At 68.3% G+C, this 20,777-nt stretch carries 10 protein-coding genes; 8 read left to right on the forward strand and 2 right to left on the reverse strand.

What is annotated here, in order from left to right; genetic code table 11:
* Nucleotides 1–241: 241 nt before the first annotated feature.
* The 8 genes from glgA to treY are packed head-to-tail and all read left to right on the forward strand — an operon-like array spanning nucleotide 242 to nucleotide 19,230.
* A complete protein-coding gene (gene glgA, locus KVT32_RS08365; RefSeq protein ID WP_217618016.1) occupies nucleotides 242–1,810 on the forward strand; it encodes a glycogen synthase GlgA in 1,569 nt (522 codons plus the stop codon).
* 12 nt (nucleotides 1,811–1,822) lie between these two features.
* Nucleotides 1,823–5,020, forward strand: coding sequence for an alpha-1,4-glucan--maltose-1-phosphate maltosyltransferase (locus KVT32_RS08370; RefSeq protein WP_217618017.1), 3,198 nt, complete (start codon nucleotides 1,823–1,825; stop codon nucleotides 5,018–5,020).
* The gene (treS, locus tag KVT32_RS08375) at nucleotides 5,017–8,394 is read left to right on the forward strand and encodes a maltose alpha-D-glucosyltransferase (protein ID WP_371825573.1); all 3,378 of its coding nucleotides are present in this window, start codon (nucleotides 5,017–5,019) and stop codon (nucleotides 8,392–8,394) included. The genes KVT32_RS08370 and treS overlap by 4 nt, the downstream gene beginning before the upstream one ends.
* The gene (glgB, locus tag KVT32_RS08380; RefSeq protein WP_217618018.1) at nucleotides 8,391–10,589 is read left to right on the forward strand and encodes a 1,4-alpha-glucan branching protein GlgB; all 2,199 of its coding nucleotides are present in this window, start codon (nucleotides 8,391–8,393) and stop codon (nucleotides 10,587–10,589) included. The genes treS and glgB overlap by 4 nt, the downstream gene beginning before the upstream one ends.
* 4 nt (nucleotides 10,590–10,593) lie before the next feature.
* The gene (gene glgX, locus KVT32_RS08385; protein ID WP_152384418.1) at nucleotides 10,594–12,705 is read left to right on the forward strand and encodes a glycogen debranching protein GlgX; all 2,112 of its coding nucleotides are present in this window, start codon (nucleotides 10,594–10,596) and stop codon (nucleotides 12,703–12,705) included.
* On the forward strand, nucleotides 12,702–14,489 hold the full coding sequence (gene treZ, locus KVT32_RS08390; protein WP_217618019.1) for a malto-oligosyltrehalose trehalohydrolase: 1,788 nt from the start codon (nucleotides 12,702–12,704) through the stop codon (nucleotides 14,487–14,489). The genes glgX and treZ overlap by 4 nt, the downstream gene beginning before the upstream one ends.
* Nucleotides 14,486–16,606, forward strand: a complete 2,121-nt coding sequence (malQ, locus tag KVT32_RS08395) for a 4-alpha-glucanotransferase (protein WP_217618020.1) — start codon at nucleotides 14,486–14,488, stop codon at nucleotides 16,604–16,606. The genes treZ and malQ overlap by 4 nt, the downstream gene beginning before the upstream one ends.
* Nucleotides 16,603–19,230 carry a malto-oligosyltrehalose synthase gene (treY, locus tag KVT32_RS08400; protein ID WP_152384415.1) on the forward strand — a complete coding sequence of 876 codons (2,628 nt, stop codon included), beginning with the start codon at nucleotides 16,603–16,605 and terminating at the stop codon, nucleotides 19,228–19,230. The genes malQ and treY overlap by 4 nt, the downstream gene beginning before the upstream one ends.
* A 123-nt stretch (nucleotides 19,231–19,353) precedes the next feature.
* On the opposite strand, the gene KVT32_RS08405 is transcribed toward treY, so the two are convergent.
* Nucleotides 19,354–19,533 (reverse strand): hypothetical protein, encoded by a 180-nt coding sequence (locus KVT32_RS08405; protein WP_056317712.1) that lies wholly within the window; start codon nucleotides 19,531–19,533, stop codon nucleotides 19,354–19,356.
* A gap of 180 nt (nucleotides 19,534–19,713) precedes the next feature.
* Complete coding sequence (locus KVT32_RS08410) at nucleotides 19,714–20,568, reverse strand: EAL domain-containing protein (RefSeq protein ID WP_254636814.1); 855 nt, start codon at nucleotides 20,566–20,568, stop codon at nucleotides 19,714–19,716.
* Nucleotides 20,569–20,777: the final 209 nt, after the last annotated feature.

The following is a 20,777-nucleotide window of genomic DNA, read 5'->3' on the forward strand; positions in this document are numbered from 1 at the left end:
ATGCGGTCGTCGTTGAAAGCGTCTTCTTGCAGCAACCGCCGTTCCCGCCCCGGATTGGAATTTGGGCGTAGGGACGCAGATAAAAATTACAAACCGGCCGTGGCGGGCGGCAGGCCTGCGTCGTCGCTCCATCGTTTGGATGACCCGCATTTGTGCTGCATCGCGCAATTTTTCTGGTGCCAGCGGGTTTGGGCACACGGCTTGCGTAAGGGAAGGCCTCGGCCTATCAACTGGAGCAAGCATGGCGAAGACAAGAACCCTGATTGTGGCGGGAGAAGCTTTTCCGCTGGCCAAAACGGGCGGACTGGGAGATGCCATTACCGGCATGGCCCGCGCGTTGATGGAGGCGCGAATGCCTCTGAGCGTGCTGCTGCCTGCCTATCGGGGCGTGCGCGCCAAGTTGAACCGCGTGCGCGAAGTGGCCACGCTGGAGGATCTGCCCGGCGGCCCGGCCGTCCTCCTGGAAGGCAAATGCCCGCAATCCGGCATCGACTATCTGGTGCTGGAGAACGATGCCCTGTACGACCGTGGCGGCCTTTACGCCGACGAGAACGGGCGCGAGCATCCCGACAACGGCTTGCGCTATGCAGCGCTTGCGCACGCCGCCGTGCGCGTGGCGGCGGGATTGCCGGGCGTTGCGCGCCCCACGCTGGTGCACGCGCACGACTGGCATGCCGGCCTGGTGCCGCTGCTGCTGCGCGCGGCCGACCTGCGCGACGTGAAAAGCGTGATGACCATTCACAACCTGGCGTTCCAGGGTCTGTTTCCGATGGCATGCGCCGACGAATTTGGCGTGCCCGAATGGGCCCGCACCGACGACGGCGCCCAGGCCTGGGGGCAGCTCAACTTCCTGAAGGCGGGCATCCGCTACGCGGACCGCGTCACCACGGTCAGCCACACCTACGCCCGCGAAATCATGACGCCGGAATTCGGTTGCGGCCTGGACGCGCTGCTGCGCAGCCGTGCAGACGACCTGCTGCCGATCCCGAACGGCATCGACGACGTGCTGTGGAACCCTGCCCACGATCCGTACCTGCGCAGCCACCGCTATTCGGTCCGAGACCTGACCAACAAGATTCATTGCAAGGCGGCATTGCAACGCGAGTTCGGCTTGCGCCCGGATCTGGGCGCGACGGTGATGGGGATGGGCAACCGCCTGACCGAACAGAAGATGGCGGACGTCGCGGTGCACGCGCTTCCCGAAGCGCTGGACCGTCACCCCAATCTGCAGATCGCCATTCTGGGTCAAGGCGATCACCGGCTGGAAGAAGCCTTGCAGGACATCGCGCGCCGCTATCCGGGACGCTGCGCCACCCATATCGGCTACGACGAGGGCATCGCCCACCGTCTGCACGCCGGCTCCGACATCCTGCTGCATGCCAGCCGCTTCGAGCCCTTTGGCCTGACGCCGCTATATGCGATGCGCTACGGCACCCTGCCGATCGGCTCGCGGGTGGGCGGCATGGCCGATACGATCCAGGATCCCGGTCCGCGCGCCCCGCTGTCAGCCATGGCATCGGCCACCGGCGTGCTCTTTGAAGGCGACACGCCGCAGGCCATGAGCGCCGCGATCGATCGCGCCCTCGACCTGCGCGGCCACGGCATTCTCTGGCGGCTGATGCAGCGCAACGCGATGAGCAGCGATTTCGGCTGGCGCGCCGCGGTCAGCCTGTACGCCAGCCTGTACCGCTCGCTTGTGGAACCCGAGTATCGCGATGCGGCGCCCGCCTCGGCCCTGCAACCCGAAGACGTCGCCGCCGTCAGCCGCCGCCAGCCGCGAGCGGGTGGCGCACTGCCAGCCGCCATCTAAGGAGCCAGCCCGGTGCCCCGTTCCACCGTCCCCGCGCCGTCCCGCGCCCCGCTACGTCTTTATCACGCCCGCTCTGGCCTGCCGGAGGGCCACTCGGACCTCCAGGCCCTGTGCCAACGCCTCGCGCAACGCGGGTTCAATGCCGTGCTGGCGCCGGCGCCGTGGCTGACCGGGCCAGAACCGGGCTCGAATGCCGCGCGCGATGCGGACATCGCGCGCGTCGACGGCAAGGACACGCCGATCACTCAGTGGTACACCGAGATTGCGGCGCAGTTGTCGACCCACGGGTTATCGCTGTTCGTCGACGTGATCCTGGACCGCAGTGCGCGCCATGCCGTGGCGACCACCGCCGAACCCGGGTGGTACCGGTCGCTGCACGAAGAACCCGCGCGCGATCCGCGACTGACGCCGCAGGAGCGCGGGGTGCTGCACCTGCCTGAAGGCCCCCTGCCGGCCGGCTTTCTGCCGGCGTGGACGGCACGTCTGCTCGGCTGGACGCGCAGCGGGGTCAAGGGCCTGGTGTTCCAGGCGCCTCACCGGCTGCCGGCAGAGGCGTGGCGGGAACTGGGGGCCGCGTTGCGCGCGCAGAATCCGGATGTGCGCCTGTTGGCCTGGACACCCGGCCTGTCGCCCGCCGACCTGGCGGGCCTGCGGGACGCGGCGTTCGACGCCGCATTTTCTTCCCTGCCCTGGTGGGACTTCAAGTCGTCGTGGCTGGCGGAAGAGGACGCGCGCCTGCGCGCCATTGGCGAAGTCATTGCTGCCCCGCCGCAATCCGGCGCGCAGTCGCCGTCTGAATACGGCCGAAGCGCGCTCTGGAGCGCGGCGGTGTCGGGCGATGGACTCATGCTGACGGACGAGGACGAACATCGCCTGCCGGACGTACAAGCCGTGAACGCCTGGTTCGACGGCTCCCGGCTGAAGGGTCCGTTGTGTTTGCTGGGCGGCCGGGACGGCAGCTGCACCGTGATGCTGCGCGATGCGGGCGATGGCGCGACATTGGCGCTTGCGGTCAATCCGTCGCCCACGCAGCATGCGGGCGTGGATTGGGATGCCCTGGCGCCAATGTTGCCGCCGGCCGATCTCGTCCCGTTCACGCCGCCCGCGGGTTTGCAGAGGCAGGCCGACTCCCTGGCCGCGGGCGACTGCGCGTTGCTGATGTTCCAACCCACCCAGCCGGTCCGCGACGCCGTGCGTCACCACCGGACGCGCGCCGACGACCTGGCCAACCAGCGCGTCGCGCTGGAGAACATCAGCCCTGCCGTGGATGGCGGCCTCTATCCGGTCAAGACCATCCCGCACGCGCGCATCGCCGTGCAGGCCGACATCTTCATGGACGGCCACGACCAACTCGCCGCCGAGGTGCGCTGGCGCGCCAAGGACGAGGCGCGCTGGCACACGGTGCCGATGACGCGCGGCCTGAACGACCGCTGGGAAGGCGCATTCCGCCCTCGCCGCGTCGGGGCCCATGAATTCGTCGTGGCCGCCTGGTTCGACGCCTGGCATACGTTTACCCATGACATCGAGGTCAAGCACCAGGCGGGCCGCGATATCAGCCTGGAGATCCACGAAGGCCTCGCACTGCTGCGCGACGCCCTGGCGCGCGCCGACGCCGGCTCGCCCGCCGGCGCGGATGCCGAGCCCGTGCGCCGTGCGCTGGCGGCCTTCGCGGACGCCGACCTGACCCATCCGGTCCCGCCGACGCAGGCGCAGGTCGACGTGCTGCTGGACCCGGCGTTGGCGCACGCCATGCACGCGCTTGACGACCACCCGTTCGAAGCGGTCACCGCCACGGCCTACCCGGTCTGGGTGGACCGCAGCCAGGCCGTCCATTCCAGCTGGTACGAACTGTTCCCCCGGTCGCAGGCGGCCGAGCCCGGGCGCCACGGCACCTTCGACGACGTGGTCGCGCGGCTGCCGGACATCCGCGAGATGGGCTTTGACGTGCTGTACATGCCGCCCATCCACCCGATCGGCCAGCGCAACCGCAAAGGCCGCAACAACAGCCTGCGCGCCGAGCCGGGCGACGTGGGCAGTCCCTACGCCATCGGGGCGCAAAGCGGCGGCCACGACGCCATCGAGCCCGCGCTGGGCACCCTGTCCGACTTCCTGAACCTGGTGGATGCGGCCGCTCAGCATGGGATGGAGATTGCGCTGGACTTCGCCATCCAGTGTTCGCCGGATCATCCGTGGCTGACGCAGCATCCGGACTGGTTCTCGTGGCGGCCGGACGGGTCGATGCGCTACGCCGAGAATCCGCCGAAAAAGTACGAGGACATTGTCAACGTGTCCTTCTACGGCGGCCAGAACCGCCGCGGCCGCAAGCTGGGCTTGTGGCGCGCGCTGCGCGACGTGGTGCTGTTCTGGGTGAATCACGGCGTGCGCATCTTTCGCGTGGACAACCCCCACACCAAGCCCCTGCCGTTCTGGCAGTGGCTGATCTGCGAAGTCCACGCGCAGCATCCGGACGTGATCTTCCTGTCCGAGGCCTTCACCCGCCCCAAGATGATGTACCGGCTGGCCAAGATCGGCTTCACGCAGTCGTACACGTACTTCACGTGGCGCAACGAGCGGGCCGAGCTGGAAGCCTACCTGCAGGAGATTTCGTCGCCGCCGGCGGCCGACTTCTTCCGCCCGCACTTCTTTGTGAACACCCCGGACATCAACCCGTTCTTCCTGCAGACCTCGGGACGCCCGGGCTTTCTGATCCGCTCGGCGCTGGCCGCGCTGGGCTCGGGACTGTGGGGCGTGTACAGCGGGTTTGAACTCTGCGAAGGCGCGCCGCTGCCGGGCAAGGAAGAGTACCTGGACTCCGAGAAGTACGAACTGCGCCAGCGCGACTGGCACGCCCCGGGCAACATCCGGGCCGAGATCACACGCCTGAACCAGATCCGGCGCGCCAACCCGGCATTGCAGACGCATCGCGGCCTGACGCTGGCCGCCAGCAGCAACAACCGGGTGCTGGCTTTCTACAAGTCCACGCCAGGCCACGGCAACGTGGTGCTGGCAGTCATCAGCCTGGATCCGTTCCAGGCGCAGGAGACGCGCGTCGAGGCGCCGTTCTGGCTGTTCGGCGAATCGGACGCCGGTCAGCTGTCCGCCGAAGACCTGCTGACCGAAACCCGCGAGACCTGGCATCAGAAGCACCGCAGCCTGACGCTGACCCCCGACCAACCCTATCGCGTGTGGCGGCTTTCGCTGCATGGATGAAGCCCGCGCCCAACGCCATGATGAGTAAAGCCCAACCCATTCAGGATGATCCCCTCTGGTACAAGGACGCCGTCATTTACCAGCTTCACGTCAAGTCGTTCTTCGACTCGAACGGCGACGGCGTTGGCGACCTGCCCGGCCTGATTTCCAAGCTGGACTACATCGCCAGCCTGGGCGTGAACACCATCTGGCTGCTGCCCTTCTACCCGTCTCCCCGCCGCGACGACGGCTACGACATCGCGGACTACCGCGGCGTGCACTCGGACTACGGCACCATCGCCGACGTGCGCAAGCTGATCCGGGCCGCGCATGCCCGGGGCCTGCGCATCATTACCGAACTGGTGGTCAACCACACGTCGGACCAGCACCCGTGGTTCCAGCGCGCCCGTGCGGCCAAGCCCGGGTCGGCGGCGCGCAACTTCTATGTCTGGTCCGACAACGACAAGGCGTACGCCGGCACGCGCATCATCTTCTGCGATACCGAGAAGTCGAACTGGACCTGGGACCCGGTGGCCAACGCGTACTTCTGGCACCGCTTCTATTCGCACCAGCCCGATCTGAACTACGACAACCCGCAGGTGCTCAAGGAAGTGCTGTCCGTCATGCGCTATTGGCTGGACATGGGCGTGGACGGGCTGCGCCTGGACGCGGTGCCCTACCTGGTCGAGCGCGAAGGCACCAACAACGAAAATCTGCCCGAGACGCATGACGTGCTCAAGCAGATCCGGGCGGTGATCGAGGCCGAGTACCCCGGCCGCCTGCTGCTGGCCGAAGCCAACCAATGGCCCGAGGACGCGCAGGAGTATTTTGGCGCGGGCGACGAATGCCACATGTCCTTTCACTTCCCGCTGATGCCGCGGATGTACATGGCCATCGCGCAGGAAGACCGCTTTCCGATCACCGACATCATCCGCCAGACGCCCGATATTCCGCCCACCTGCCAGTGGGCCATCTTCCTGCGCAATCACGACGAGCTGACGCTGGAGATGGTGACGAGCCGCGAGCGCGACTACCTGTGGAACGTGTACGCGGCCGAGCCGCGCGCCCGCATCAACCTGGGCATCCGCCGCCGGCTGGCGCCGCTGCTCGAACGCGACCGGCGCCGTGTCGAGCTGATGAACAGCCTGCTGCTCTCGATGCCCGGCACGCCGGTGCTGTACTACGGCGACGAACTGGGCATGGGCGACAACGTCCACCTGGGCGACCGCGACGGGGTGCGCACGCCGATGCAATGGTCGCCCGACCGCAATGGCGGCTTTTCGCGCGCCGATCCCGAACGGCTGCCATTGCCCGTGCTGATGGGCCCGCTGTACGGCTACGAGGCCGTCAACGTCGAGGCGCAGCAGCGCGACCCGCATTCGCTGCTGAACTGGACGCGGCGGCTCCTGGCGCAGCGCGGGCAGAGCCACGCCTTCGGCCGCGGCACGTTGCGCTTCATCTATGCCGGCAACCGCAAGATCCTGGCCTACCTGCGTCAGTGGGAAGACACGACCATCCTGTGCGTGGCGAACCTGTCGAATGCGGCCCAACCGGTCGAGCTGCACATGCAGGAGTTCTCGGGCCGGGTACCCGTGGAAATGCTGGGTGGCACGCCCTTCCCCGCGATCGGCGAACTGCCCTATCTACTGACGCTGCCGCCCTACGGCTTTTACTGGATGGACCTGAGCCAGGACGCCGCGCCGCCCGGATGGCACGCGACGGCGCCCGCCCAGATGCCCGAACTGATTACCCTGGTGCTCAAGAATCGGGGCGGCGCGGCGCTGACCGACGCGTCCCGCGCCACGCTGGAGCGCGAGATCCTGCCGCAATATCTGGCGCGCCAGCGCTGGTATCCGGGGTCGGAGGCGCCGGCCCGCGCACGTCTGGCCTACGCCACGCCGTTCGCCTCGGCCGACGGGGAATTCTATTGGGCCGAGATCGAGCCGGAGGACGGTACGACGGGCATGCGCGCGCAAGCGCCCTTTGTCCTGGTCTGGGACGAGACCGCCGTCATCCAGTACGCCATTGCCCGCGTGCGCCGCGGCGCCGAAGTGGGCGTCCTGGCCGACGCCTTCCTGCAGCCGGGCTTCGTGCGCAGCACGCTCCGCGCTATGCAGGCGAGCGCGGAACTCGACGGACGCAGCGGCGGCAAGCCGGGCGACAAGCCGGGCGTGATCCGCTTTCTGCCCGAGGCGGGGCTGGCCGGCATGGATTTCGACGGCGACCTCGACATGCACTGGCTGTCGGGCGAACAGTCCAACAGCTCGGTCATCGTCGGCAATGCCGTCATCCTGAAGCTGATCCGCAGCGTGCAGCCGGGCCTGTCGCCCGAAGCCGAGATGACCCGCTACCTGACGCGGGCCGGCTACGGGAACATTCCACCGCTGCTGGGCGAGGTGCAGCGCGTCGACGCGGAGGGCGTCGTGCACACGCTGGCGGTCGCGCACGGCTACGTCTCCAATGAGGGCGATGCCTGGAGCTGGACGCTGGACTACCTGAAGCGCACGCTGGCCAATGCCCTGTTGGTTGGCAGCTCGCCCGAGGAGTTCGAGGAAACCCTGGAAGGCTACGCCGTCATGGCCGGCACCATCGGAGAACGGCTGGGCCAGATGCACACGCTGCTGGCCGCGCCAACCGATGATGCAGACTTCCAGTCGCGAGCCGCCAGCCAGACGGATGCGGACAAGCGGGCCGAGCAGGTGCTTGCGCTGCTGGACCGCGCCGAAAAGAATCTGCGCGCAACGCTGGACAAGCTTGAAGAGCCGTCGCATGCCTGCGCGGAGTGGTTCTTCGAGCATCACGAGCGCCTGGCCAAGCGCGTCGCCGAGATGGCGCAGGCCGAGGTGGGCGCGCCGTGGCTGCGGATACACGGCGACTTCCACCTGGGCCAGGTGCTGGTCGCGCAGACCGACGCCTACCTGATCGACTTCGAAGGTGAGCCGATCAGCAGCCTGGAAGTGCGGCGATCGCTCGCTTCTCCGTACAAGGACGTGGCCGGCATGTTGCGCTCGTTTGACTATGCGGCGGCGTCGATTGCGCGGACGGACCTGATCGGTGGCGCGCATCTGGACGCCAATGCGGGTGCGGACGACGTGCCCGCGCCGCCCGTTGCACCGGCCGAACAGCGCGACGCCCTGCTGGCGCGTTTCCGCCAGCGGGCCTCGGACGCGTTCCTGCAGGGTTACACCAGTGTGCGCGGCGGAGACCTTGCCGCCTCGGGGGATCGCGAGGATACGCTGCTGATCCTGGCGCAACTGGAGAAAGCCGCCTACGAGGTCAGCTACGAAGCGGCCCACCGGCCCGACTGGATTTCGATTCCCCTGTGCGCCCTGACCGAACTGGCGCGCGGCGTCCTGCTGTCGGCCGCCATCGATGCCGAAGGAAAAACGTCATGACCGCAGGCTTTGCCTCTCCCGCCGCTGCCACCGACGGCCACATCGACGCGCAGGAGCTGACCGCGCTGGCCCATGGGCTGCATGACAACCCTTTCGGGGTGCTGGGACCGCACGACGGCTGGGTACGCGTCTTCGTTCCCGGGGCCTCGGCCGTGGCGGTCCTGGATCAGGATGGCGATCGCACGCCCCTGGAGGAACAGGCGCAGGGTCTCTACGTCGGCCGCGTGACGTACGCGCAGGCCGGCGACGGGGCGTCCTACCGCCTGGCGATCCGCTGGCCCGCGGCCGAACAGGTCACCGCCGATCCCTATGCCTTCGGCGCTCTGCTGGATGACGCCACGCTGCAGCGCCTGGCCCAAGGCGCGTGGCGCGAGGCCGGCGAGGCCCTCGGTGCGCACCTGGTCGAGGTGGACGGCGTCAGCGGCCTGCGCTGCGCAGTCTGGGCGCCCAATGCCCGGCGGGTTGCGGTGGCCGGCGATTTCAATGGCTGGGACCCGCGCCGCCACGGCATGCGTCTGCGCCACGCAGCGGGGGTGTGGGAGATTTTCATTCCCGGCGTACGCCCTGGCGACCGCTACAAGTTCGCCATCACCGACCGCAACGGCAATCAATTCTTGAAGGCCGATCCGATGGCGCGCCGCAGCGAGTTGGCGCCCGCCACGGCCTCGATCGTGGACGATCCCGCGCCCTACGCCTGGTCCGACGACGACTGGATGCAGGCGCGCGGGGCGCGCCAGTCTCCCAGCGCGCCCGTGTCGATCTACGAGGTCCACGCCGGCTCGTGGGCCAGTGTGGAAGCGGGTCCCTGCGCCTGGGACCAGATGGCCGACAAGCTGCCGGGCTATGCCCGCGCCATGGGCTTCACGCATCTGGAACTGATGCCCATCATGGAACATCCGTTCGGCGGCTCGTGGGGCTACCAGCCGCTGGGCATGTTCGCGCCCACGGCGCGCTATGGGCCGCCCGAGGCCTTCGCCCGGTTCGTCGACCGCTGCCACGCCGCCGGCATCGGCGTCATCCTGGATTGGGTGCCCGCGCACTTTCCCGACGACGCGCATGGCCTGGCCACCTTCGACGGGACCTCGCTGTACGAATACGAAGATCCGCGCGAGGGCTATCACCCCGACTGGCACACCATGGTCTACAACCTGGGGCGCAACGAGGTGAAGGCGTTCATGATCGCCAGCGCCATGCACTGGCTGCGGCGCTTTCACATCGACGGGTTGCGTGTGGATGCGGTGGCGTCGATGCTTTACCGCGACTACAGCCGCCGGCCCGGCGAATGGATACCTAACCGCTATGGCGGCCGCGAGAATCTGGAGGCGGTCCAGTTTCTGCAGGAGCTGAATGACACCGTGCGCCACGAGGTGCCGGACGCCATCATGGTTGCCGAAGAGTCCACCGCGTGGCCGGGCGTGACCGCGCCCGTGTCCGAAGGCGGTCTAGGATTCCACTACAAATGGAACATGGGCTGGATGCACGACACCCTGCGCTATCTGGCGCAGGATCCGATCCATCGCCGCTACCACCACCACGACATCACGTTCGGCATGGTGTACGCGTACAGCGAGCGCTTCATCCTGCCGCTGTCGCACGACGAGGTGGTGCACGGCAAGGGGTCGCTGCTGGGCAAGATGCCCGGCGACAAGCAGGCGCGGCTGGCCAACCTGCGCGCGTACTTCGGCTTCATGTGGGCGCATCCCGGCAAGAAGCTGCTGTTCATGGGCGGCGAGCTGGCCCAGCCCACCGAATGGAACCACGACGCTACGCTGGACTGGAACCTGCTGGACGACGCGGGCCATCTGGGCATGCAGCGTCTGGTGGCCGACCTGAACCGCCTGTATCGCGACCTCCCGGCCCTCCATGCGCGAGACGCGGACCCCTCGGGGTTCGCGTGGACGATCATGGACGACCAGGACAACAGCGTCGTCGCCTTCATCCGCACCGACGGCCAGCAGCACGTGCTGGCCGTGTCGAATTTCACGCCGGTCACCCGGCACGATTACCGCATCGGGGTTCCTCGGGCCGGCCGCTGGGCTGAACTGCTGAACACCGACGCGTCCCAGTACGGCGGGTCCGGCCAGGGCAACCAGGGCGGGGCCAACACCGGCGACATGGCTGCCCACGGGCAGCCGCAGGCCTTGTCGCTCACCCTGCCGCCCCTCTCGACTCTCTTCCTGATGCACGAAGGCTGAATCCATGGATCCGTCCCAACTGACCCGAATCACCGGCGGCCAGCCCCAACCGCTGGGCGCCACCAGCGATGGCCTGGGCGTGAACTTCGCGGTGTTCTCCGCGCACGCCACCCGTATCGAGCTGTGCATCTTCGATCCCAAGGGGCGCAAGGAATTGCGCCGCTTCGACCTGCCGGAGTGCACGGACGAAATCTGGCACGGCTACCTGCCGGATGCGCAGCCCGGCCTGCTCTACGGCTACCGCGCCCACGGCCCGTACGATCCGCAAAATGGGCACCGCTTCAACCCCAACAAGCTTCTGCTGGATCCCTATGCGCGCCAGCTGAGCGGCCCGCTGCACTGGAGCAATGCGCTCTTTGGCTACCGCATGAATCATTCGCGGCAGGATCTGAGCTTTGACCGCCGCGACAGCGCCCCCGCCATGCCCAAGGCCATCGTGGCCGATGAGGTGCCGTTCAACTGGGGCAACAGCAAGGCCCCGGACACGCCCTGGAACGACACGACGATCTACGAGGTCCACTTGCGCGGCGTGTCGATGCAGCGCGAGGACCTGCGCCAGCCGCTGCGCGGCACCTGCGCGGCCCTGGCCGATCCGCATTTCATCGAGCATCTGCAGCGTTTGGGCGTGACGGCGGTGGAACTCTTGCCGGTGTATGCCTTCCTGCAGGACCACTTCCTGACCGAGCGCGGGCTGCGCAACTACTGGGGCTACAGCACCCTGTCCTACTTCGCCCCGGAACCGGCGTACCTCATGCAGCATCCCAACGAATTGCGGCTGGCGATCCGCCGTCTGCACGCGGCGGGCATCGAGGTGATCCTGGACGTGGTCTACAACCACACCTGCGAAGGCAACGAAATGGGGCCGACGCTCTCCTGGCGCGGCCTGGACAACGCCAGCTACTACCGCCTGATGCCGGGGCAAGAGCGCTACTACATCAACGACACGGGCTGCGGCAACACGGTCAACATGTCGCACCCGCGGGTGCTGCAGATGGTGACCGACTCGCTGCGGTACTGGGCCACCTCTTACGGGGTGGACGGCTTTCGCTTCGACCTGGGCGTGACGCTGGGCCGCGAGGGCAACGGCTACGACCCCGGCTCGGGATTCTTCGACGTGATCCTGCAGGATCCGGTGCTGTCCAAGCTCAAGCTCATCTCCGAACCGTGGGACATCGGCCCGGACGGCTACCAGCTGGGCAATCACCCGCCCGGGTTCGCGGAATGGAACGACAAGTTCCGCGACACCACGCGCCGCTTCTGGCGCGGGGATGAAGGCATGCGCGGCGAGATGGCGGCGCGGCTGTGCGGGTCGCGCGACATCTTCGACCGCCGCCATCGCCGCCCCTGGTCCAGCGTCAACTACGTGGCCTCGCACGACGGCTTCACGCTGGCCGACATCGTCAGTTACGACGGCCGCCACAACGAGGCCAATGGCGAGGACGGCAATGACGGCCATTCCGAGAACTTCAGCCACAACTGGGGCGCCGAAGGGCCGACAGACGATCCGCAGATTCTGGAGACGCGCGGCCGCGTTCAACGCGCGCTGCTGGGATCGGCCATGCTGTCCGACGGCACGCCGATGCTGCTGGCGGGCGATGAATTCGGCAACAGCCAGGAAGGCAACAACAACGCCTACTGCCAGGACAACGCCATTTCCTGGCTGGACTGGACACAGGCCCAAAGCGATGCCGGCCGGGCGCTCAGCCGCTTTGTGGGCCGCCTGACGGCCCTGCGCCGCGCGCATCCCAGCGTACGCAGCGCCCGCTATGGCGATGCGGGCCAGGAAATTCTGCCGGGCGTCCCGGCCATTTCCTGGTTCGACGCATCGGGCGCGCCGCTGGAGGGCCCGGCGTGGGACGCCGAACAGGAGCGCGTCATGGGCTTGCGCCGCGCCGCGCTGCGCCCCGAGGGCGGCGCCGACGTGACGCTGTTGCTGATGAACCCCACGCACGAAGCCGTGACCTTCACACTGCCCGAAGCCGGCTTCGCCTGGTCGTTGGAACTGGACTCGGACAAGCCGGCCGAGCCCGCGCCATGGGACGAGCCGACGGTGACGGTTGCGCCTCATAGTCTTGTCTTGATGGGACAGCGGGCGGAACCGGGAGAGGCGACATGACGCATCCGTACTCATTCGGCGCCTTGCCGCTGGAAAGCGGCGTCACCCGCTTTCGGCTGTGGGCGCCGAGCGCCCCGCCCGGTCTCGTGCTGGAGGTCGAGGGCCATCCCCCGATTCCGATGCGGCCCGGCCCGGACGGCTTTGCGCAAGCCGATGTGGACTGCCCGGCGGGCGCCCGCTACCACTATCGGCTGGACGACGGCACCGTCATACCCGATCCTGCATCACGTCTGCAGGACGGCGACGTGCATGGCGACAGCGTTGTCGTCGCGCCCGGCGCGTACCGCTGGCGCCACCCGGAATGGACCGGCCGCCCGTGGGAAGACACCGTCATCTACGAAGTCCACGCGGGACTGGCGGGCGGCTACGCGGGCCTGATCGCGCGGCTGCCCGAATTGGCCGACATGGGCATCACCATGCTGGAGCTCATGCCCATCGCCGATTTTCCGGGAGAGCGGAACTGGGGCTATGACGGCGTGCTGGCGTATGCGCCCGACACCGCGTACGGTTCGCCCGACGATCTGAAGAACCTGATCGACACCGCGCATGGATTGGGCATGGGCGTGATGCTGGACGTGGTCTACAACCACTTCGGCCCGGACGGCAATTACCTGTCGGCCTATGCCGCGCCCTTCTTTCGCACCGATATCGACACGCCGTGGGGGGCTGCCATCGACTTCCGGCAGGCGGCCGTCAGCGCCTTCTTCAAGGAAAACGCGCTGTACTGGCTGACCGAGTACCGCTTTGACGGCCTGCGCCTGGACGCTGTCCATGCCATCGCCGGACACGAGTGGCTGCACGAGCTGGCCGGTTTCGTGCGCGACAACGTCTCGGCCGAGCGCCACGTGCATCTCGTCGTCGAAAACGACGACAACCGGGCCAGCCTGCTGCGCGGCGATTTCGAGGCGCAATGGAACGACGATGCGCACCATGTGCTGCACCATCTGCTGACCGGCGAATCGCGCGGCTACTATTCCGACTACGCCGAAGCGCCCGCGCAGGCGTTGGCGCGCTGCCTGGCCGAAGGCTGGGTGTATCAGGGCCAACCCTCCGCCTATCGGGGCAACCAGCCGCGTGGCGAGCGCAGCGCCGACCTGCCGCCCACCGCCTTCGTGCTGTTCTTGCAGAACCATGACCAGACCGGCAACCGCGCGCGCGGCGAACGCCTGACCGAGCTGGTGGACAACCCCCAGCGTCTGCGTGCGGCTGTCGCGCTGCAATTGCTGGCGCCGCAGATCCCGTTGATCTTCATGGGCGAGGAACGCGGATCGCGCGCGCCGTTCCTGTATTTCACGAGCCACACCGATCCCGAACTGGCGCAGGCGGTGCGCGACGGCCGGCAACGCGAATTTTCGGCCTTTCCCGAGTTCGCCGGCGATTCCCCGGCCGCGCAGTTGCCCGATCCGAACGACGCGTCCACCTACCACGCCAGCTATCCCTGGCAGGACGAGCCAGATGCGGCCCAGTGGATGCGCGATTACACGGCGCTCTTGCAATTGCGCGCGCGCATGATCGCGCCGCGGCTGGCGGGCGCGGTCAGCCTGGGCGCCGCGGCGGTGGGCGACCGCAGTGTGTTCGCACGCTGGGAATTGGCCGATGGCGCCCGCCTGACGGTCTACGCGAACCTGGGGCCCAATCCTCAGACCGTGCCCGATTCGCTCATGCCCGGTCCGGACGTGTTCGCGACCCTGCTGTTCGAATCGCCCGCGGGCGGACGGGACCGGCTCGCACAAGGCGAACTGTGCCCGGACAGCACCGTCTGGCTGCTGGAGGACGCGGCATGAAGCGCACCAGTGCCGAGCCGGATGGCCTGTCCGCGCTTGCCGCCGAGGCCGGCATCGCGGAGCATTGGACCGATGCGCGCCAGCGCCCGCAGCGCGTCGCGCCGGAAACCTTGCGCGCGCTGCTGGCTGCGATGGACCTGCCGGCAGAGACGTCCCGGGACATCGCCGACAGCCGCCAGCGCCTGGCGGAACAGGCGGCGGACGCGCTGCCGCCCATGCTGGTGACGCGGTGCAACGCCCGCACGCCGCTGCCCAAGACTGCCCGCGGCCCCTATCGCATCCTGTGCGAATCCGGCCACATCCTGAACGGCCATATTCAGGCGGGCGCGGACGGCATCCCGTTCCTGGTGGCGCCCGACGAGCCCGGCTACCACCGGCTGCTGTTGACGTCGGCGCAGGCCACGCTGGCGGTGGCGCCGCGGGAGGCCCCGAGCCTCGCCGACCTGACCGGCGCGGCCAGCCCGCGCTGTTGGGGTCTGGCCGCACAGGTCTACAGCCTGCGCCAGGACGCGCGCGCCGACATGCCGCGCACGCACGGTTTCGGCGATTTTGGCGCGCTGCGCGAACTAGCGGTGGCCGCTGCCGAGCAAGGCGCCGACATGCTTGCCATCAGCCCGGTTCACGCGATGTACGCCGCGCAACCCGAGCGATCCAGCCCGTATTCGCCGTCCAACCGCCTGTTCCTGAACGTGCTGTACGCCGATCCCGCCCCCGTGCTGGGCCAGGATGCGCTGCAGCGCGCGCTGGCCGGCGTCGCCCCCGCGGCGTTGACCGCGCTGGACGGATTAGCGCGCATCGACTGGCCGGCGGCCGCGGCGATCCGCTTGCAAGCGCTGCGGTCCTTGCATGCCGAATTCGCCACCCATGGCGGTGTCAGTGAGCGGGCGCGCTATGCGAAATTTTGCACTGAGCGCGGCCAGGCCCTGCGCGACCACGCGATCTTTGAAGCGCTGCATGCGGCGCAACGCGCGCCCGGCGGGTCGATCCCTGCGTGGCAGCGCTGGCCTGCCGCCCTGCGCGATCCCACCTCGTCGCAGGTCCAACGCTTTGCTGAGGACCATGCGCTGGACGTAGACTTTCACCAATTCGCGCAGTGGCTGGCGGCAGAGAGCCTGGCTGCGGCGCATGCCGCGGGCCGCGAGGCCGGCATGCGGCTGGGCCTGCTCGCCGATCTGGCCGTGGGCGCCAGTCCGGATGGCAGCCACGCCTGGAGCCGCCAGGCCGACCTCATGCGCGGCATGTCCGTGGGCGCGCCGCCCGACATCTACAACCCCCTCGGACAGTACTGGGGCCTGACCGCCTTCTCGCCGCGCGCGCTGCACACCCAGGGCTACGCTGCCTTCATCGACATGCTGCGCGCCGTGCTGGCGCATACCGGCGGCGTGCGCATCGACCACATCCTTGGAATGGCGCGTCTGTGGCTTGTGCCCGAGGGCGCGTCGCCCGCCGATGGCGCCTACCTGCGCTATCCGCTGGACGACATGCTTGCGCTGATCTCGTTGGAGGCCTGGCGCCATCGCGCCTGCGCCATTGGCGAAAACCTGGGCACCGTGCCCGAGGGCTTTGATGACCGGCTCAAGGACAATGGCGTGCTCGGCATGAACGTGCTCTGGTTCATGCGTCAGGCGCCGGACGCCCAGCCGGGTCCCGACGCCCCGGCCGGTTTCACGACGCCCGCCGAGTGGCCGCGCAACGCGGTCGCCATGACGACGACGCATGACTTGCCCACCCTGCGCGGCTGGTGGGACGAGCGCGACATCGACTGGCGCGTCAAACTGGGTCTGCTGGGCGCCGACGACAGCGAGGAAAGTCTTCGCGCCGAACGGGCGCTGGACCGCGAGCTGCTTTCGCGGGCGCTGGATCCAAGCCTGGCAACGCCGCCCGCCGAGGCGCCGGTGCCCGCGCTTCTGCAGTTCGTGTCCTCCAGCCCGTGCCCGCTGATGTTGATTCCGATGGAAGACGTTGCCGGCGTACTGGACCAGCCGAACCTGCCCGGCACCATCGACACCCACCCCAATTGGTGCCAACGGTTGCCGCTGAGCATCCGCGCGACCTTTGCCGATCCCGCCACGCAGGCCCGCCTGGATGCCGCGCGCGCCGGAAGGAGACAATCTTGAGCACACCGCAAGCCACCGCCCGGCTGCAATTGCACGCAGGCTTCACACTCGACGACGCGTGCGCCCAGGTGGATTACTACGCGGACCTGGGGGTCAGCCATCTGTATCTGTCGCCCATCACCCGCGCGCGAGCGGGCTCCACGCACGGCTACGATGTCATCGACCACGCCGTGGTCAGCCCGGAACTGGGTGGCGAACCCGCCCTGCTCCGGCTGGCCAGCGCTGCGCGGGCACGCGGCCTGGGCCTCATCGCGGATATCGTGCCCAACCACATGGCGGCCCATCCCACCAACGCGTGGTGGCGCGACGTGCTAGCCAACGGCGCGGCAAGCGCGTGGTCGGCCTACTTCGATATCGACTGGAATCGTCCCGCGCCGGCGCTGCGCAACAAGGTCCTGCTGCCCGTGCTGGGCGACCCGTACGGCGCGTCCCTGGAGCGCGGCGCGATCACGCCGCAATGGGACCCGGATGCCGCCGCCCCCGAGCTGGACGTGCATGGCCAGCGCTATCCGCTGACGCCGTCGTCCGTGCCGCGCGGCGCCGCACGCGAGGCGTGGCTGCGCGAACACGACCCCGCCGAGGCGCCCGGCCGCCAGCGTCTGCATGAACTCCTGGAACGCCAGCACTACCGCCTTGCGTGGTGGCGCACCGCGCCCGACCAGATCAACTGGCGGCGCTTCTTCGAAATCAGCGAACTGGTCGGCGTGCGTGTCGAGGACGAGGCGGTCTTTGACGCCGTCCATGCGCTTGTCCTGCGCCTGTACGCCCAAGGCGTGCTGGACGGCCTGCGCATCGACCACATCGACGGGCTGGCGTCGCCCGGCGGGTACTTGCGGCGGCTGTCGGCGCGTCTGGCGCAAGCCAACGCCAGCCGGCCCGCGGCGCTGCGCCAGGACCAACCGTATCTGGTCGTGGAGAAGATCCTGGCGCATGACGAGGCGCTGGATCCTCGCTGGCAGACCGACGGCACCACGGGCTACGACTTCATGGACCAGGTGAGCGCCGTGCTGCATGACCCGCAGGGCGAGGCGCCGCTGCGCACATTCTGGCAAGAATTGACCGGCGACGACCGCGACGCTGCCGAGCAGCTACGCGCGGCGCGTGTGCGCATGCTGGTGCGGCACTTCCCCGCCGAACGGCAGGCGCTGGTCGGCTGCCTTGAACAGATCGCCAGTCAGGACGTGCGCACGCGCGACTGGACCGCAACCGCGATCGACCGCGCGCTGAGCGCCCTGCTGGCGGCCTTTCCCGTCTACCGCACTTACGCCGAGGACGAGGGCAGCAACCCGGCGGACGCGCATCGGCGCAACACCGCCGTTCAGGGCGCGGCGTTGGCGCTGGCGGCCCGCGAGGGTTCGGCAGACGCCACGCTGCTGGCGCAGATCGCCGAATGGTTCAATGGCCAGCCGGAACACGCCACTGCACTGCGGCGCTTTCAGCAATTGACGCCGCCCCTGGCCGCGAAGGCGCTGGAGGACACGCTTTTCTACCGCTACGGGCCGCTGCTGTCGCGCAACGAGGTCGGCGCGTCGCCCGCGCGCTTCTGCCTGTCCGGCGACGAGTTCTTTCAGGCCTGTGCCGCCCGAGCCCGAACGCATCCCCGCGCCATGCTGGCCACCGCCACGCACGATCACAAGCGCGGCGAAGACACGCGGGCCCGCCTTGCCGTCTTGACGGAGATGCCGCAGCGCTGGCTGGAAGCGGCGCGCGGCTGGATCGACGCCATGCCTGCCGGCTTGACGCGTGCCGACCGCTACATGCTCATCCAGACCCTGGTCGGCGCCTGGCCCTGCGATTGGCGCGCCGACCCGTCCGATTGGCCGGCCGACCGCCTGCAACCCTGGCTGGACCGTGTCGCCCAATGGCAGGAAAAGGCGCTGCGGGAAGCCAAGCTGCACACCAGCTGGACCGACCAGGACCCGGCGTACGAAGCGGCCGCAAAGGCGTGCCTCGCCTGGCTGGGCCACGACGCCGACGGCCGCGCCGTGCTGGCCAGCATGGCGGCCTTTGCGCTGGAAATCGCACCCGCCGGCATGGTGAACAGCTTTACCCAGACGCTGCTGCGCTGCACGTTGCCGGGCGTGCCGGACCTCTATCAGGGTACGGAGCTTTGGGATTTCAGCCTCGTCGACCCGGACAACCGCAGGCCGGTCGACTACGGCCTGCGCGCCCGGCTGCTGGCCGACGGGTCGCGCGAGGTGGCCATGGACCTGTCGGAATCAGCTTGGCGAACGGGCGCGGTCAAACAGGCCCTGATTCACCGCCTACTCCTTGCCCGCCAGCGAATCCCCGCGCCGTTTGCGGCAGGCACCTTGCACGCCCTGCAAGCCGAAGGCAGCCAGGCGGACCATGTGCTGGCCTATGTGCGCCAACATGAGGGTCAGTCGGCCCTTATCGTCGGGGCGCGCACCTGCGCGTTGCGGTTGACCGGCTATGTAAACGGCCAGCCGGGCGAGGCGCGAGCGTTCTGGGGCGATACGGCGCTGCGGTTGCCGGCGGCAAGCCCGATTCTGTCCTGGCACGACGCGCTAACCGGGCGCCGGGTGCGCGCGGGCGCCGATGGCCTGCTGCCGGTATCGGAAGTGTTGCGCGACGGCCCCGCGGCGTTGTGCCTGTCTTCGTGAGCGCGGGACGGCCTTTCAAGCGCAATTCGGCCCCGGATACGCCACGGAGGAGGCGCGGCCGGGGCCGTCAGGCACTACGCAGACAACCGCGCGCTGGTGACGCGGCTGGCGTAGCCAACGCGTTTAGCGCTGGGTCCTGTTCTGCTGGCCTGAAGTCTGACCTTGTTGATTCCGGTCTTTCTCCATTTGCTGACCCGATTGTCCGGGCTGTTGACCCGGCGACTGGTTGCGGTCCCGCGGATTTTCCTGGGACTGTTGCTTTTGCGGTTGCTTCTGCTGGTCGGGTTGGTTCTGGTTGGCCATTACAAGTCTCCTAGTAAGCGGAGATATTCCGCCCAGATACCAGAGCAACCGGCGTGCCCAGCCGAGGCGCGGCGGGCGGGTCCAGGGCAAGCATTTTCAGGGGACGGGGCCGGGGCTGGGCAATCCCCGCGGCGGTCGGTAAAAACTACGCTCGCGCAGGACGAGGTGAGGCGGCGGCGACTACGCCACCGTGCGCAAGATGACGGGGCGCGTGGGCTCAGTTTCCTGGCTGGGCCCGTCGAAGGCATCCAGCCACGACGACGCATAAGCGGCAGGCGCGGCCAGCGGCTCGCCACCGTCGCGTTGCGTCCGAAGGCGCAAGATCAGTTCGTCCAGCGGCATGGGCCGGCCCAGCGAAAAGCCCTGCCCGTACCGGCATCCCGCCGCACGCAGCGCGGGAATGTCAGCGACGTTTTCCACCCCTTCGGCCACCACGCGCCAGCCCAGCCGGGTAGCCAGCTCCGCGGCGGTGCGCAGCACTTCAAAAGCCACGGTGCTGCGGCGCATCCGCGTCACGAAATACTGGTCGATCTTCACCTCCGACAGCGGAAGCGCCGACAGCAGCTTGAGCGACGCGTGGCCGGTGCCGAAATCGTCCAGGCTGACTTCGCAACCCGCCTCTTCCAGCCGAAGCAGCGACGCGCGCAGCACGTCCAGATCATGGATGGGTTGGTCTTCGGTCAATTCCACGCGCACCAGCGAGGGGGGCAATTCCGCGGACCGCACGCGATCCAGCAGGAAATCGATGCAGCGCGTCTCGGAAAGCGTGGTGGCCGGCGCATTGATCGCCAGCGGCACCGCCAACCCCAAACGGCGCAGTGCCTGGAGCGCATCGATGACCCGCACGCAGACGCGCTCGAACAGCATGCAGTCCAGCCCTAGCCGGTTCACGGCCGGGATGAAGTCCGACGGCATCACGAAGCCCAGTTGCGGATGCTGCCATCGGACCAATGCTTCGGCCGATACGATCCGGCCCGTCAGCAGGTCCACTTGCGGCTGAAGGAGCACGCGCAGCCCGTCCCGGCTAGTGATCATGGCGGTAATTTCCGCATCGCTGACCACGGAATTTTGGCAAGGCTCAGTGTTGATCATGGCTTGCTCCAGATGCGCTCCGACGTGATGCCTGCGCTGTCCGGGCGCAGATCGGGACACGATATTCGGGCATTCTGCGCTCACTCCGCCATAAAGTCACACACATGTAACCAGAGGTGTTAAGGTGCGGAAATTCATGTTTCACGAGGTAT

Source organism: Achromobacter sp. GbtcB20 (genome assembly GCF_019091095.1).
Lineage (GTDB): Bacteria > Pseudomonadota > Gammaproteobacteria > Burkholderiales > Burkholderiaceae_B > Achromobacter > Achromobacter mucicolens.

Coding starts and splice junctions, on each gene's coding strand:
- glgB (WP_217618018.1), top strand. CDS start 8,391: ATGACCGCAGGCTTTGCCTCTCCCGCCGCTGCCACCGACGGCCACATC.
- glgX (WP_152384418.1), top strand. CDS start 10,594: ATGGATCCGTCCCAACTGACCCGAATCACCGGCGGCCAGCCCCAACCG.
- treZ (WP_217618019.1), top strand. CDS start 12,702: ATGACGCATCCGTACTCATTCGGCGCCTTGCCGCTGGAAAGCGGCGTC.
- KVT32_RS08410 (WP_254636814.1), bottom strand. CDS start 20,568: ATGATCACTAGCCGGGACGGGCTGCGCGTGCTCCTTCAGCCGCAAGTG.
- glgA (WP_217618016.1), top strand. CDS start 242: ATGGCGAAGACAAGAACCCTGATTGTGGCGGGAGAAGCTTTTCCGCTG.
- malQ (WP_217618020.1), top strand. CDS start 14,486: ATGAAGCGCACCAGTGCCGAGCCGGATGGCCTGTCCGCGCTTGCCGCC.
- KVT32_RS08405 (WP_056317712.1), bottom strand. CDS start 19,533: ATGGCCAACCAGAACCAACCCGACCAGCAGAAGCAACCGCAAAAGCAA.
- treS (WP_371825573.1), top strand. CDS start 5,017: ATGAAGCCCGCGCCCAACGCCATGATGAGTAAAGCCCAACCCATTCAG.